The organism is Thermus tenuipuniceus (assembly GCF_002964845.1).
Lineage (GTDB): Bacteria > Deinococcota > Deinococci > Deinococcales > Thermaceae > Thermus > Thermus tenuipuniceus.
Window position 1 is genome coordinate 1 of sequence record NZ_PRDA01000019.1, and the last position, 14,687, is coordinate 14,687.

Sequence of the window (14,687 nt, forward strand, 5' to 3'; positions counted from 1 at the left end):
TTTCTGGCTAGGATGCAGGAGGGGTCGGTTCCCCAAGGTGTCTCAAATGTGGTGGCCAATTACACATTCTTGACAGACTTTTTCCCAGCGTGCTATCCTGACTTACGGCTTGGCGCCGTAGCCAAGTGGTAAGGCAGAGGTCTGCAAAACCTCCATTCGCCGGTTCGAATCCGGCCGGCGCCTCCAAAACCTTGGGCGCGTAGCTCAGGTGGCCAGAGCACTACCTTGACACGGTAGGGGTCGGTGGTTCAAGTCCACTCGCGCCCACCAAGAACCCCCGGGGCCAGCCCCGGGGGATTTCCTCATCCCAGGCGCGCCACCGGCGCCAGGGGGTGGAACTCGACCTCCTCCGGGAGAAGGCGCCGCTTCTTGGCCCGGCGGTACACCGCATCCCACATCCGGCAGAAGGAACACACCGCCCCCGTGGTGGGGTAGCCGCAGCGCTCGCATTCCCGCAGCTGCACTTCCTCGGCTACCTGCATGCGAGGTTGGATTCTATCCAAAAAACCCTCCAGGAAGCGCAGCTTGGCCCCGGGCATCTCCCGCTCCACCAGGTTTAGGGCCTCCTTGTAAAGGAGGCTCTTGGCCCCCTTGGCGTTGGGGCACTCCTCGTGCAGGTAACGGATCCCCCTCAAAAGGGTATAGGAGAGCACCTCCCGCTCGCTAAAGCGGTAAAAGGGCTTGACCCGGGCCGCTAGGCCCGGCTTCTCGGGCAGCACCGGCTCCTGGCGGACCAAGGCGTCCTCCTGGGGGTTCAGGAGGTTGCCGAAGAGGACCGCCGCCTCGTCATCCAGGTTGTGGCCGGTGGCCACCACCCTAAAGCCCCCCTCCACCGCCACCTGGTTGATGATGTAACGCTTGGAAAGCCCGCAGGCAGAGCAGGCTACCCGCCCCGAAAGCTGGGCCAGCTCCGGCACCCCGAAGCCGTAAGCTTGGCGGAGGTCCACCACCAGGAGTTCTAGGCCCCGCTCCCGGGCGAAGGCCTGGGTGACCTCGAGGCTCCTCTCCGAATACTCCCCGATGCCCAGCTGCAGGTGGAGGCCCACCGCTTGGTACCCGAGGCGGTGGAGCACGTCCCAAAGGGCCAGGGAATCCTTGCCCCCGGAAACCGCCACCAAAACCCGCTCGCCCGGTTGGAGCATCCTGTAACGGCGGATGGCCCTCTCGGTCTCTCTTACGAACCAGTCCAGATAGTGCGCCTTGCAGAGGGCAAAGCCCCGGGCGCGGAGTTCCACCTGCGCCTTCTCCCCGCAGACCTTGCAGACCATCCTAACCCCCAGAGATGGCGGAGAGGACCTCGAGGGTCTCCCCTTCCCCCACCCTCTCATCCAGGGTGAGGAGCTCCTCCCCCCGGATCACCACCACCGTCTCCGGATTCAAACCCAGCTCCAGGAGGATCTCCTTTAGGGGCCTATCCCCTTTTACCTCCACCTCCTTGCGCTCGGGCAGGCGCAACACCAGCTTCATCCCGCTAGTGTACCAGGTGGGGGCGCACCAACTCCATGAGCCTTTCCAGGGTAAGGCGGTTCCGCTTCTCTATCTCCTGCCTCCTGGGAATCTCCGGGTAAGGCGCTTCAGGATCGTGCAGGGTGGGGGTAAGGGGTTTGTCGAGCCTCGCCTCCCACTCCCGAAGCCACCCCTCCGGCAGGCGCTCGGGAAGGGGAAGGCCATGGAAGACGTGGTAGAGGAGGGCCCAGATCCGCACGGTGGCGTCCAGGCTGTACCCGCCCCCCAGGGTGACAAGCACCCTCCCCCCCGCATAGGCCTCGGCGTACTCCAGGATGAGGGGGAAGATGCGGGCATAGGCCCGGGTGGTGAGGAGAAGGTCGGCCAGGGGGTCCAAGAAGTGGGCATCGGCCCCGGCCTGCACCACCAGCACATCCGGGCGGAAGGCCCCAAGAGCCCAAGGCACCAGGGCCTCAAAGACCTCCAGGTAGCTTTCGTCCTCGGTGAAGGGCTCCAGGGGCAGGTTGAGCTTCCTCCCCACCCCCTCTCCCCGCCCGATCTCGTGCACGTGGCCCGTTCCGGGGAAAAGGTACCGCCCCGACTCGTGGAAGCTCAGGGTCAGGACCTCCTTCTCCTCGTAGTGGATCCACTGCACCCCATCCCCATGGTGGACGTCTATATCCAAGTAAGCCACGCGAAGCCCAGCGCGGGTCAGGTGGCGGATGGCCACGGATAGGTCGTTGTACACGCAAAAGCCGCTGGAGCGGTCGTACTGGGCGTGATGTAGACCCCCACCCAGCTGGAGCACCCGCTTCTCCCCCGCCAGGATCCGCCGGGCTCCCTCCAGGGTGCCCCCCACCAGGATCCTGGCTGCCCGGTCCATGCCGGGAAAGACCGGGGTGTCCCCCGTGCCCAAACCATAGTGCTCCAAATCGGGCACCCCCTCCCCCCGGCTTGCCGCCTCCACCCGCCGCACCAAGCGCTCGGAATGTACGGAAAGCACGTCCTCCCGGGTGGCCTCTTTTGGAACCAGGGGTTCGCGCCACACCCCCAGGGCTTGAAGAAGGGAGGTGAGCATCTCCAGGCGCACCGGGCTGAAGGGGTGGCTGGGACCGAAGTTGTACAGGCGGTACTCGTCCCGGTAGATCACCATGGCTTCTTGGGGGGCCAGAGCACCTCAAACCCCTCCTGGCGTAGCCCCTCCGCAAGAAGGTGGGTTTCCAAGGTATTCACCCGCACCACCGCCCGCACCCTATCCCCATCCTCTGGATACGAGAGGAGGGAGTGGATGTTGATCCCCCGGCCCGCCAAAAACCCCGTGAGCCGGGCCAGTTCCCCCACGCGGTCGGGGAGGCGCACCTCGAGGCGGCCCGAGGGCTCCGTGACCCCGGTGAGCTTAAGGAGCGCGTCCAGAAGGTCAATCCCCGTGACGATCCCCACCAAAGCGCCATCCTCCAGCACGGGCAGGCAGCCGATCTTCCTTTCCCGCATCACCCGGGCGGCCTCTTCCACGGGATCCAGAGGGTGGGCGGTGACCACCTCCTGGGTCATCACCTCCGCCACGCGGGCGCACCCGGGGCAAGGCCCCTTGGGGTTCAGGTGGCTGGTGGCCAGGCGGATATCCCGGTCGGTGATGATCCCCACCAGCCTTCCCTCCTCCATCACCGGCAGGTGACGGATGCCCTTCTCCAAAAGGAGGCGGTAGGCCTCCTCGAGGGTCACCCCGGGCTCCACCGTGATCACGGGGAAGCGCATCACGTCCTGGACCAACATGAAAAAAGTATACCCCGGCGGGATCGCCGGGGCCTTGTCCCCAACACCTACAAGATATCGTCCCGGATGCAGGCCTTGAAGTGGCCGGGGGCCACCTCCTTAAGCTCCGGCACCACCTGGGCGCACTCGGGGAGGGCGTAGCGGCAGCGGGTGCGGAACACGCATCCGGAGGGTGGATTGATGGGCGAAGGGATATCCCCCTGGAGGACGATTCTCTCCCGCTTCACTGTGGGGTCGGGGATGGGTACCGCCGAGAGCAGGGCCTCGGTGTAGGGGTGCTTGGGATTGCGGTAAAGCTCCTTCGAGGAGGCGATCTCCATCACCTTGCCCAGGTACATCACCGCCACCCGGTCGGAGATGTACTCCACCACCGCCAGGTCGTGGGCGATGAAGAGGAGGGTCAGGCCCAGCTCCTCCTTAAGGTCCTGGAGGAGGTTCACCACCTGGGCCTGGATGGACACATCCAAAGCGGAAACCGGCTCGTCGGCCACGATGAAGTCCGGGGCCACCGCAAGGGCGCGGGCGATGCCGATCCTTTGCCTCTGGCCTCCCGAGAACTCATGGGGGTAGCGGCGCATGTGGTCCGGGGAAAGCCCCACCAGCTTAAGAAGCTCTGCCACCCTTTCCGTGCGTTCCTGGGGCGTCTTGCCGATTCCGTGGATGATGAGGGGCTCGGCGATGATGTCCCCCACGGTCATGCGGGGGTTCAAGGAGCTGAAGGGATCCTGGAAGATGATCTGCATGCGGCGGCGGTAGGGGCGAAGTTTGTCCTTGGGCAGGTCCGTGATGTCCTGTCCCTCAAAGAGGATACGCCCCCCCGTGGGCTCGATGAGGCGGAGCAGGGTCCGGCCCACCGTGGTCTTACCGCTTCCCGACTCCCCCACCAGGCCAAGGACCTCCCCTTTCTTAATGGCAAAGGAAACCCCGTCCACCGCCTTCACGCTCCCCACCACCCGGGAAAGGATCCCGCCGCGGATGGGGAAGTGCTTCTTAAGGTCCCGGATTTCCAGGAGGACATGGTTTTCCCTCATGCCCGCACCTCCCGGATCTCCCGCCAGCGCACGCACCGCACCTGGCGGCCGTCACCCGTGTCCTCCAGGGGTGGCACCTCCCGGTCGCAAAGGCCCTCCACGTAGTGCTTGCACCGGGGATGGAAGGCGCATCCCGGGGGCAGGTACAAGGGGTTGGGCACATTGCCGGGGATGGCCTCGAGGCGCTCCCTCCGCTCCGCCGCCAGGTCCAGCCGGGGCACAGAGTGCAGAAGCCCCCGGGTGTAGGGGTGCAGGGGCTCTTTGAAAAGGGGCACCACGTCCGCCTCCTCCACCGCCCGCCCCGCGTACATCACCACCACCCGGTCCGCCATCTCCGCCACCACCCCCAGATTGTGGGTGATGAAGAGGATGCTCATACCGATCTCCTCCTGGAGCTTCTTCATGAGCTCCAGGATCTGGGCCTGGATGGTCACGTCCAAAGCCGTGGTGGGCTCGTCGGCGATGAGGAGGGAGGGATTGCAGGAAAGGGCCATGGCGATCATCACCCTTTGCCGCATCCCTCCGGACATCTGGTGGGGGTAGTTGGCAAGCCGCTTCTTGGGCTCAGGGATCCCCACCAGGTCCAGCATGTGGGCCGCCAGCTCCATGGCCTCTTTGCGGCTTTTCCCCTGGTGGAGCATAATGGCCTCGGCGATCTGGTCCCCCACCGTGTACACGGGGTTTAAGGAGGTCATGGGCTCCTGGAAGATCATGGCGATGTCGTTGCCCCTGATCCTCCGCATCTCCACCTCAGATAGCTTGGTCAGGTCCCGGAGCTCCCCATCCTTGCCGCGGAAAAGGATCTCCCCGGCCACGATCCTACCCGGAGGCGTGGGAATGAGCCGCATGATGGAGAGGGCCGTCACGCTCTTCCCGGAACCCGACTCCCCCACCACCGCCAGGGTTTCCCCTTTGTGCACATGGAAGGAAACCCCGTCCACCGCCTTCACCACCCCATCATCGGTGAAGAAGTGGACTTTAAGGTCTCTCACCTCCAGTAACCGCTTTTCGTCCATGCGTACTCCTTTGGGCACTGCCGTCTAAACACCTCATCCGTTATACGCCATACTAGGTCAAAAGAGAAGAGCCTACTGCCTCCGCCTGGGATCCAAGGCATCCCGCAGGCCATCGCCCAGGAAGTTCCAGGACAGCACGGAAAGGAAGATGAAGAACCCGGGCCATAGCACCCAGGGGCGATCGGTGAAGGAGGCAAACCCCCCCTGCTGGGCCGCCTGCAGGAGAAGGCCCCAGCTGGTGTAGGGCTCCGTGACCCCAAGCCCCAGGAAGGAAAGCCCACTTTCCCCCAGGATGAAGCCGGGAATGGTCAGGGAAAGGCTCACGATCACGTAGCTGGCGGTGGCAGGCAGGATATGGCGGGCGATGATGCGCCCATCCGAAGCCCCCAAGGCCCTGGCGGCCTGCACGTAGTCCATCTCCCGCACGGAGAGGACGATCCCCCGCACCACCCGGGCCAACCCCCCCCAGCCGATGAAACCCAAAAGCCCCACCACCAGGTAAAAGGTGAAGAGGGGATCGATGTTGGTGGGAAATACCGCCCTCAAGGAGATGAGGAGGAAAAGGCTGGGGATGGCGGCGATGATCTCCACGGTGCGCATGATGAGGTCGTCAGGATCGAGCCTTAAGGGCTCCCGGAAAACCTTCCACAGGATAAGAAGGGCCCCCCCCAAACCCAGGGCCAGGACGAACCCATCCACCACAAGGGAAAAGACACCCTTGCCGGGGCTGAGCCGCACAAAGGACCAGGCTAAGAAAAGAACGCCAGCGGCCACAGCCAGCCAGAGAAGAAGGCCCACAAGCCCAAGCGCCCACCTCCAGCCGCGCCAGGCTCGAGGGGGGAGGGAAAGGGCAAAGGGCCGCCCCGAAAAGTAGCCGGCGATGCCCCCCAGCAAGAGCCCCAGGGCGAAAGAAACCAAAGCGGAAAGGATACCGATGGTAAGGGATACCTGCCCCCCGTAGACGATCCGGCTGAACAGGTCCCGGCCAAAGTTATCCGTACCCATCAGGAAGATGCGCCCCGGGGGATCCACCCCAAAGAGCCTGAGGTCGGAGCGGAACACCTTGAAGACGGTGTAAGGCTGGTCGGGGGTTCGCACGAAAAAGCGCAGGTAGAACTTGCCCTGCGATGGATCCTCCTCGTAACGGGGCTGGAGGGTTACCGGATCAATGCTGCGTTTGGTGGCGTAGACAAAAGGCCAACTGAGCCTTCCCGTCTCGGGGTCCACAAAGTGGACCCGCGTGGGCGGGTGGTTTCCCTTGGGGGGATAGAGCTCATAGTAGTTGGGATCGTAGGGGCTGAAAAAGCCGGCGAAGGCGGCCATGAGGTAAAGCACCAGAAGTATGCGCCCGCCCCAGACCGCCAGGCGGTGCTTGCGAAACTGGCGCAAAACCAGCTGGGTTCGGGTGGGAGAAGGCGAAAGGCGTTCCACAACTCACCCCTATTCGTAGCGGATCCTGGGGTCCACCCAGGCCAGGAGGAGATCGGAGATGAGGTTGCCGATCATCAAGAGGACCAGGCTCACCGTGAGAAAACCGGCGATCACGTAAAGGTCCTGGTTGGCGATGGCGTCCAGGAAAAAGGGGGTAATACCCGGCCAGGCCATAACCACCTCCACGAACCCCGCTCCCGAGATCAAGCTGGGAAGAAGCCCACCCAAGGTGGCCACAAAGGGAATCACCGCGTTGCGAAAGGCATGCTTGTAAAGGACCACCCGCTCAGCCAAGCCCTTGGCCCGGGCCGTGCGGATATAGTCCTGGGATAGGACCTCCAGCATCTGTCCCCGCATGAGGCGGGAAAGCCCGGCGATATCGTTGGCGGTGGCCACCAGCACGGGTACCACCGCATGCCAGGCGATGTCCAGGATCTGGCGCAAGGGCGGCATCTGCTCAAAGCCGCTGCTGGTCATGCCGGAAACCGGAAAGATAAGGGTACCCGTGCGGAACTTTATCTGGAGAAGCACGTAGATGGCGATGAGCGCCAGGAAAAAGCTGGGCACGGAAAGCCCGATATACGCCAGAAAGGAAAGGATCCTGTCCCCCAAGGAGTACTGGCGCACCGCCCCGTAGACCCCGATGGGAATGGCTACCAAGTACAGAAGAAGGGTGGAGGGGATGACGATCACCATGGAGTTCACCACTCGAGGCCAGATCACCTCCAGCACCGGTGCCTGATAGGCAAAGGAATATCCCAGGTTCAGGTGCAACAGGTTATCCATCCAAAGAAGGTACTGCTCGTAGATGGGGCGATCCAGGCCGAACTGGGCCCTAAGGCGGGCGATGGTCTCCGGGGTTATCTTGGGATCCAGTTCCAGCTGGGTCAGGTAATCCCCCGGGGCCAGCTGGATGATGAGGAAGGCCAAGAAGGTAGCCCCGAAGAAGGTGGGGATCAGGTACAGGATACGGCGAAGGATGTATGCGGTCATGGCTTCCCAAAGTATCCCCGGGGCCGATAGACCCCGGGGATACCCTACGGCTAGCTCATTTCTTGATGAAGGTCAGCTCCAGTTCCCGCTGGCCCCAGATGCTGCTGATGATGGCATCGGGGTGCTCCCCACCCAGGCGGTTGTTCCAGGCGGGGTGGTAGTTGGGCCCGGCGATGTAGATGACGGGGAGGAGCTGGGCCTCGATCTCCTGCATGCGGTAGCCGATCTCCACCCGCTTCTTGAAGTCCAGCTCGGTGCGGCCACGGGAGTAAAGGGCATCCAGCTGGGTTTCCCTGGGATCCAGGCACTGGCCCGACTTGTTCCACATGTGCAGGTTGCCCTTGCAGGGCACCACGTTGGAACCGAAGGGCCAATCAAGACCGCCGCCGGAGAGGCCGATGATGATGGCGTCAAAGGGCCGGTCGGGGCCAGAGGACAGGAGCTGGCCCACCAAAGTGTTGAAGTCGATGGCGGTGAAGTTCACCTTCACCCCCACCTTCTTGGCCTCGTCCACGATCAGCTTGGCAATCTGCTCCCGCTGGGCGTTCCCGGCATTGGTAGAAAGGTTGAACTCAAGCCTCCGGCCCTTGGAGTCTACCAGGTAACCGTCCTTATCCTTCTTGGTGAAGCCCAGCTCCGCCAGGAGTTTGGCCGCCTGCTGCAGGTTGTACTCGTACTTGGGCACCTTGGGATTAATCCACTGGGTGAGCACGGGGTAGACGCTGCTGTACATGGGGGTGCCCAGGCCGCCGTAGACGATGTCCACCACCGCCTGGCGGTTCACGATGTGGCTCATGGCCCGGCGGAACTTGTCGGACCGGAAGAGGCTTTGCTTGAAGGGGTCCGAGGCCTTGTTCCAGTTGAAGACCATGAACTGGCTGGAGGCCACCGGGGAGGCGTTCACCTTGATGGTGGCGTCCAGGCGGCCCTGCTGGATGGCCTGGCGGATCTGGGAGATGTGGTCCACGGTGGCAGGGGCCATGAGGTCGATGTTCCCCGCCAGGAACTCCGCCAGCTGGGCGTTGGTGTCCTTGACGATCTTGATCTCGTAGCGGTCCAGGTAGGGCAAAGGGTTGCCCGCCTCGTCCTTGTTCCACTCCCCAAAGGCGGGGTTGCGCTTCAGGACCAGGCGCTCACCCGGGCGGTAGCTTTCGATGAGCCAGGGTCCGCCGGAGACGATGTTTTCCGGCTTCTCGTTCAAGGTCCACATCTTCTTGATGCCCTCGGCCCCATCCTTCTGATAGACGGGCCCAAAGATGTGGGCTGGCCAGGGCTCAAAGCTGGCCACGGCAAAGGCTTCCGCATCCGTCTTGGGGTAGATGAAGCGGAGGGTGTAGTCGTCAATCTTCTTAAGGGTGATGGGCTTGCCGTCGATGAAGAAGGAGTCGTAGCTGTTGGACCCCACCGCTTTATCCGTGTGGATGCGCCAGGTCATGATCCAGTCGTCGGCGGTGATGGGTTTGCCATCGGACCACTTCATGCCCTTGCGGATCTTGAAGGTGATCTCCAGCTTGTTGGGGCTAATGGTCCAGGACTCAGCCATATAGGGAATCCAATCCCCGGTGGTGGGATCGCGGGTCACCAGGCCCCTACCACCGGAGATGATCTCCGGAACGTTCCCTGCCTCTGCGGTGATAAAGGGGTTAAAGGTGCGGTAGTCGGAGATAACCGCCGCCCGTAGGGTACCGCCCCGCTTGACCTCAGAGGGTTTGGCCACCGTCCACTTCTGGGGCCAAACGAAGGGCTGGGCGCTGGCCACTCCTGCCAGGGCTATAAGACCCACCAAAACTGCTAAGGTTCTTCTCATATCGTCTGCCTCCTCTGCTGCCTTACGCTGGACAGGGTACCCGGTTATTCTGGACTCTGTCAAGGGTGTTCCCCCTAAGCCCCGGTAGGTTTCACCACCACGGCACTCAGGTGGTTTCACCCCTGAATCATCAGTATTAAATACGCATGCATAGTCTGTCAAGAAAATCATGCACTATCCTCCAGAATGCGTCGGACGTTACGCACCTATTTGGCGATAAAGGTAACTTACTGACATGATAGTAACGGACATATAGTCACCCTATACTTTACACACTGTATCCGGACCAGATCTCCCCACCTCCCATGGCAAGGAATTCAAACAGATTCTTAGAACAGGTGTTGTGTCTAGCCTTGAGGGGGGTTGAGCGGTGTGAAGGTGACCTTCTGGTGGAAAGGTACCTACCTTGACCCCCGGTGCCAGCACGTGAAAAAATCCCCTCTATAAGGGGGTGATGATGAAAGCAGTGGTCATGGAGGCTCGAGGGGGTCCAGAGGTCTTAAAGGTAGCCGAAGTGCCCACCCCTGAACCCGGCCCCAAGGAAGTAAGGATCCGCGTCAAAGCCGCAGCCCTCAACCACCTGGACATCTGGGTCAGAAAGGGAGTGGCCAGCCCCAAGCTTCCCTTACCCCACATCCTGGGAGCCGATGCCTCGGGGGTGGTGGACGCAGTTGGGCCTGGGGTAACGGGCTTTGTCCCCGGGGACGAGGTGGTGGTCAACCCCGGCCTTTCCTGTGGCCACTGCGAGCGGTGCCTGGCGGGAGAGGATAACCTCTGCCCCAAATACGAGATACTGGGCGAACACCGCTTTGGAGCTTACGCCGAGTACCTGGTGGTACCCGAGGTGAACCTCCTCAAGAAGCCACCCAACCTTTCCTTTGAAGAGGCCGCCGCCATCCCCCTGACCTTCCTCACCGCCTGGCAGATGGTGGTGGACAAACTCCAGGTGCGGCCTGGCGAGGATGTTCTGGTCATGGCGGCGGGTAGTGGGGTGAGTGTGGCCGCCATTCAGATCGCCAAGCTCTTCGGGGCTCGGGTCATCGCCACCGCAGGCTCGGAGGAAAAGCTCAGGAAGGCCAAGGAGCTGGGAGCCGATGAAACCGTGAACTACACCCACCCCGACTGGCCCAAGGAGGTGCGCCGCCTAACCAGCGGGAAAGGCGCCGACAAGGTGGTTGACCACACGGGGGCCCTTTACTTTGAAGGGGTGATCCGGGCCACCGCCAATGGCGGCAGGATTGCCATCGCAGGGGCTTCCTCGGGATACGAAGGCACCCTCCCCTTCGCCCACGTGTTCTTCCGGCAACTTTCCATCCTGGGCTCCACCATGGGCTCCAAAAGCCGCCTTTTCCCCATCCTGCGCTTCGTGGAACAGGGAAGGCTAAAGCCCGTGGTGGGGCAGGTACTTCCCCTCGAGGAGGCTGCGGAGGGACACCGCCTCCTGGAGGAGCGGCGCATCTTCGGCAAAGTAGTGCTACGGGTGGACCAGTCCTCTCCAGGCGAGAGCAAGACCCCACCTCAATAGCAGGCTGGCGGACCATAGGGCGAAGATTAAGGATGGGGTCAAGACCTTTGTCCCTAACCGGAAGCCGCCGCCCATAGGGTTTCCTTAAGGGTAGAATGCAGGTCGAGGTGAGGCTATGGAGCACACCGACGTGATCATCATCGGGGCGGGCCCCGCTGGGCTTTTTGCGGGCTTCTACGTGGGCATGCGGGGGCTTTCCTTCCGCTTCATCGACCCCTTGCCCGAGCCTGGGGGGCAACTTTCCGCTTTGTATCCGGAGAAATACATCTACGACGTGGCGGGCTTTCCCAAGGTGTACGCCAAAGACCTGGTGAAAGGGTTGGTGGAGCAGGTGGCTCCCTTCAACCCCATCTACAGCCTGGGGGAGCGGGCGGAAACCCTAGAAAAGGAAGGGGACCACTTCAAGGTGACCACCTCCTCCGGGAACGCCTACACCGCAAAGGCGGTAATCATTGCCGCCGGGGTGGGTGCCTTTGAACCCAGGCGCCTGGGTGCCCCGGGGGAAAAGGAGCTGGAGGGCAAGGGCATCTACTATGCGGTGAAGACCAAGGCCGAGTTCCAGGGCAAGCGGGTCCTCATTGTGGGAGGTGGGGATAGCGCCGTGGACTGGGCCTTGAACCTTCTGGGCACCGCTAAGGAGATTACCCTGATCCACAGGAGGCCCCAGTTCCGGGCCCACGAGGCTAGCGTGAAGGAGCTCTTCAAAGCCCATGAGGAAGGGCGCCTTACCGTGCTCACCCCCTACGAGGTACGGCGGATTGAAATTGAAGGGGATACCCAGGTGCGCAGGGCGGTGATCTTCCACAACGGGACCCAGGAGGAAAAGGAACTCGAGGTGGACGCCGTGCTGATCCTGGCGGGCTACCTCACCAAGCTGGGGCCCTTGGCCAACTGGGGGCTGGAGTTGGAAAAGAACAGGATCAAAGTGGACACCACCATGGCCACCAGCGTCCCCGGGGTCTACGCCTGCGGCGACATCGTCACCTACCCGGGGAAGCTTCCCCTGATCGTGCTGGGTTTTGGCGAAGCCGCCATCGCCGCCAACCACGCCGCCGCCTACGCCAACCCTGCCCTCAAGGTGAACCCTGGCCACTCCTCGGAAAAGGCCGAGGAGAAAGCACCGGCCTGAGATTCCTCCCCGCCTTTCACGGGCCCTAGGGTAGCCCGGGGCCTGGCTTTGTCCTAAGATGGGGGCATATGCGGGTTGCCCTTTTCATTGACGGATCCTACATGTACCTGGCCACCAAGCGCCTGGGTTGGAACGTGGACCACCGCCGGGTCCTGACCCAGTTCGCCACCCCGGAGCAGCTTTACAACGCCTTCTACTACGTGCCCATCACCGATCCCGAGGACGAGCGTCAGCAGCGCTTCATCGACGCCTTGGTCTTCATGGGCTACACGGTGCGAAGCCGCTTGGTCCGGGGGGAAGCCCGGTTCGAGGCCATGATGGCCACGGACCTGCTCACCACCGCCCCCCGCTGGGACCGGGCCATCGTGGCCAGCGGCTCGGGGGAGCTGGCCCACACCTTTGCCGCCTTACGGGCCTTGGGGAAGGAGATCCATCTCCTGGGCGTCCACGAGCTGGCGGACCTCGAGCTTCGCAACCAGGCGGACCGCTTCCTAAACCTCCCCGAGTGGCGGGAGGTGCTGGAGAGAACCCTGGGGGGCCGCCGCACCTACGCGGGCTACCCCGTGGAGGCCACGGTGGAGGTGCCCCCCACCCCGGTGGAAGACGCCCAGCCCTGACCTATGCCCCCGGGCCCCTGGCTGGTGCTGCTGGCAGCGGGCCTTTTCTACCTGGCCCTTCCCATCCCCCCTACCCTACCCCCCTCCCCAAGCCTCAGGGACCTTCTCCCCTACCCAAAGGAAGAGCGGGAGGCTTGGGTGAGCTTCCACCTGAGTTTGAAGGCCAGCCTACACCTGCTCTTGGGGGAGAAAGCGGCCCGGGCCTACGACCGCCTGCTGCGCCTCGAGCTCAAAAACCAGCGCTCCGGCAAGCGCGCCGCCTACCCAGAGCCCAAAAGCGCCCTCCTGGCGGCCAAGCGCTGGGTGGAGGCCATCGGCCAGGCCAAGCGGGGCCAGAAGGTGGACCTCGAGGGCCTGCCCACCGCCCCCCACCACGTGCTTCCCTACGCCCGGGAGATCCGCGCCGCCGCCTCTGCCCTCGGCATTCCTTATGGGGTGCTGGCCGCCATTGTGGATAACGAACAGTACGGGGGGGACAAGGCCTTGGGGCTTTCCCGGGGGGTGCGGGAGGTGGCGGACGGCTTAGCCCAGGGCCTGGCCGAGGTTCAAGGCCACGCCCCCTTGAGCCGTAGCCTGGGTTTAGCCCAGATGAGCTGGGAGGACACCCTCAAGCAGCAGGAACGTTTACGCCTCTTTGGGGCCTGGGACCCAGCCAGACCCTTCCCCAAGACCGAGACCGAGGCCAGGAAGGCCCTCGAGGATCCCTACTTAAACCTCCTCTTCACCGCAAGCCGGCTTCGAGGCTACTTCAACGCCCTTCTCGGCCTCCCCCCAGGAGATACCCGCCTTCTGGATGACCCCTGGCTCTACTACCTGGGCCCCGCCTGGCACAACTACCCCTTGCGGGCCCAGAACCTGGAAACCTGGGAGGATAGCTTCCACGGCTTTTTCAAGGGCCTCCTCTACCAGGTGGTCCTGGAAGGACGCTGGCACCTCGAGGGGCACATCCTTATTCCCCTTAAAGCCTGGGGGTCTGGAGCACAGGATCCCGCTCCCTCTTCCCTCCCCATCCTCACACCCTAGATTCGTTCCATCCAGGGAAGGGGCTCCCCGGGAGGCAGCACCGGCCACCTTCCCTGCTGCACGTGGTGAAGGATGGCCTCCACTGCCTTTTCCGCCTCCTCCACCCAATGCCTGGGGTAAAGGGAACGTTTGGCCAAAAACTCCTCCCGGTCGAAGACCTGGCAGACGTGGTCGGCCCGGCACCTCACATCCAGCTCGAGGTCATACTGGCGAAACCCCTTTCCCGTCCACTCCGCCGGGGTTTGCACGTTCCAGTAATACTCCAGTACCCGCCCCTCCCTCACGTCCGGCCCCCCGGAGTACCAGGCCCCAGGAAAGAAGGCCACATAGGCATCGTGGTCCAGCGCCACCACTTTCCCCTTGGCCACGTGGTGAAAGGTTCCGCCTTGCGGCAAAAGGGTCAAGACCCCTTCGGGCCTCACCTCCACCACCTTGGCCTCCCAGAAGTAATGCAGGCTATCCCCCGGGAACTTCCAAAACTCCACCCGCACGGTGTCCCCGGGGAACAAGGGCCAGGTCACTTCTTGGTGCTGATGCCCAGAACCTTATAGAGGGCGCAGAAGCCGGTGATGGCCGTGAAAAGCAAAACCACCCCCACGATGCCCAGAATCCAGTTCCAAGGCGAGGCCGACTGGAAGGCGAAGTAGAAGAGGACCAAGGCCAGGACGAAACGGATGACCCGGTCGGTGGTGCTCTCGTTCACCGCCATGTTCCACCTCCACCTTCTAGTCTATACCCAAGGCCAGCCGTACACCTGGATCTAGGTACCCCGTTGGGGCTTGCGCCCCGACGGGGACCCCAAAAAGGCCACGGAAAAGCCGCATCCGCCCTTGCCGACGGAGCAACCTTCATGCAGGGGCACTTAGGCCACCTTGTGCTACAATGGGCCTTTGGCT

Annotated in this window: 15 protein-coding genes and 2 tRNA genes; 6 read left to right on the plus strand and 11 right to left on the minus strand. The window is 63.0% G+C overall.

Features of this window, described 5'->3' with window-relative positions; genetic code table 11:
• The first annotated feature begins 111 nt into the window (after positions 1-111).
• Positions 112-186, plus strand: a tRNA-Cys gene (locus C2847_RS08260).
• A gap of 7 nt (positions 187-193) precedes the next feature.
• A tRNA-Val gene (locus C2847_RS08265) sits at positions 194-270 on the plus strand.
• A 32-nt stretch (positions 271-302) separates the two neighbouring features.
• Here C2847_RS08265 and ttuA read toward each other — a convergent pair.
• From ttuA to C2847_RS08310, 9 genes are all read right to left on the minus strand, one after another.
• Positions 303-1,268: a tRNA-5-methyluridine(54) 2-sulfurtransferase gene (gene ttuA / locus C2847_RS08270; RefSeq protein WP_105317951.1), complete on the minus strand. Its 966-nt coding sequence runs from the start codon at positions 1,266-1,268 to the stop codon at positions 303-305.
• Position 1,269: 1 nt separating this feature from the next.
• A complete protein-coding gene (gene ttuB, locus C2847_RS08275) occupies positions 1,270-1,467 on the minus strand; it encodes a sulfur carrier protein TtuB (protein WP_038041666.1) in 198 nt (65 codons plus the stop codon).
• Positions 1,468-1,471: 4 nt separating this feature from the next.
• Positions 1,472-2,599 carry an acetoin utilization protein AcuC gene (locus C2847_RS08280; protein ID WP_105317952.1) on the minus strand — a complete coding sequence of 376 codons (1,128 nt, stop codon included), beginning with the start codon at positions 2,597-2,599 and terminating at the stop codon, positions 1,472-1,474.
• Positions 2,593-3,219 (minus strand): CBS and ACT domain-containing protein, encoded by a 627-nt coding sequence (locus C2847_RS08285; RefSeq protein WP_105317953.1) that lies wholly within the window; start codon positions 3,217-3,219, stop codon positions 2,593-2,595. The genes C2847_RS08280 and C2847_RS08285 overlap by 7 nt, the downstream gene beginning before the upstream one ends.
• Before the next feature lie 47 nt (positions 3,220-3,266).
• Complete coding sequence (locus tag C2847_RS08290; protein WP_105317954.1) at positions 3,267-4,250, minus strand: ABC transporter ATP-binding protein; 984 nt, start codon at positions 4,248-4,250, stop codon at positions 3,267-3,269.
• Complete coding sequence (locus C2847_RS08295; protein ID WP_105317955.1) at positions 4,247-5,266, minus strand: ABC transporter ATP-binding protein; 1,020 nt, start codon at positions 5,264-5,266, stop codon at positions 4,247-4,249. Before C2847_RS08295 ends, C2847_RS08290 begins: the two co-directional genes overlap by 4 nt.
• Before the next feature lie 72 nt (positions 5,267-5,338).
• The gene (locus C2847_RS08300) at positions 5,339-6,697 is read right to left on the minus strand and encodes an ABC transporter permease (protein ID WP_105317956.1); all 1,359 of its coding nucleotides are present in this window, start codon (positions 6,695-6,697) and stop codon (positions 5,339-5,341) included.
• Positions 6,698-6,706: 9 nt separating this feature from the next.
• Positions 6,707-7,690 (minus strand): ABC transporter permease, encoded by a 984-nt coding sequence (locus C2847_RS08305; RefSeq protein WP_105317957.1) that lies wholly within the window; start codon positions 7,688-7,690, stop codon positions 6,707-6,709.
• A gap of 55 nt (positions 7,691-7,745) precedes the next feature.
• Entirely contained in the window at positions 7,746-9,497 is a 1,752-nt protein-coding gene (locus C2847_RS08310; protein WP_105317958.1) for an ABC transporter substrate-binding protein, read from the minus strand.
• Between the two features lie 457 nt (positions 9,498-9,954).
• On the opposite strand from C2847_RS08310, the gene C2847_RS08315 reads away from it, so the two are divergent.
• From C2847_RS08315 to C2847_RS08330, 4 genes are all read left to right on the plus strand, one after another.
• Positions 9,955-11,022 (plus strand): zinc-binding dehydrogenase, encoded by a 1,068-nt coding sequence (locus tag C2847_RS08315; protein ID WP_105317998.1) that lies wholly within the window; start codon positions 9,955-9,957, stop codon positions 11,020-11,022.
• 115 nt (positions 11,023-11,137) lie between these two features.
• Positions 11,138-12,151, plus strand: a complete 1,014-nt coding sequence (locus tag C2847_RS08320) for an NAD(P)/FAD-dependent oxidoreductase (RefSeq protein ID WP_105317959.1) — start codon at positions 11,138-11,140, stop codon at positions 12,149-12,151.
• Between the two features lie 68 nt (positions 12,152-12,219).
• Positions 12,220-12,768 carry a LabA-like NYN domain-containing protein gene (locus tag C2847_RS08325; RefSeq protein ID WP_105317960.1) on the plus strand — a complete coding sequence of 183 codons (549 nt, stop codon included), beginning with the start codon at positions 12,220-12,222 and terminating at the stop codon, positions 12,766-12,768.
• 3 nt (positions 12,769-12,771) lie between these two features.
• On the plus strand, positions 12,772-13,791 hold the full coding sequence (locus C2847_RS08330) for a hypothetical protein (RefSeq protein ID WP_105317961.1): 1,020 nt from the start codon (positions 12,772-12,774) through the stop codon (positions 13,789-13,791).
• Here the strand turns inward: C2847_RS08330 and C2847_RS08335 are convergent.
• Both C2847_RS08335 and C2847_RS08340 read right to left on the minus strand, forming a co-directional pair.
• Complete coding sequence (locus C2847_RS08335) at positions 13,788-14,312, minus strand: DUF402 domain-containing protein (RefSeq protein ID WP_105317962.1); 525 nt, start codon at positions 14,310-14,312, stop codon at positions 13,788-13,790. The genes C2847_RS08330 and C2847_RS08335 overlap by 4 nt on opposite strands.
• Positions 14,309-14,500 (minus strand): YgaP family membrane protein, encoded by a 192-nt coding sequence (locus tag C2847_RS08340; protein ID WP_038045571.1) that lies wholly within the window; start codon positions 14,498-14,500, stop codon positions 14,309-14,311. Before C2847_RS08340 ends, C2847_RS08335 begins: the two co-directional genes overlap by 4 nt.
• Positions 14,501-14,687: the final 187 nt, after the last annotated feature.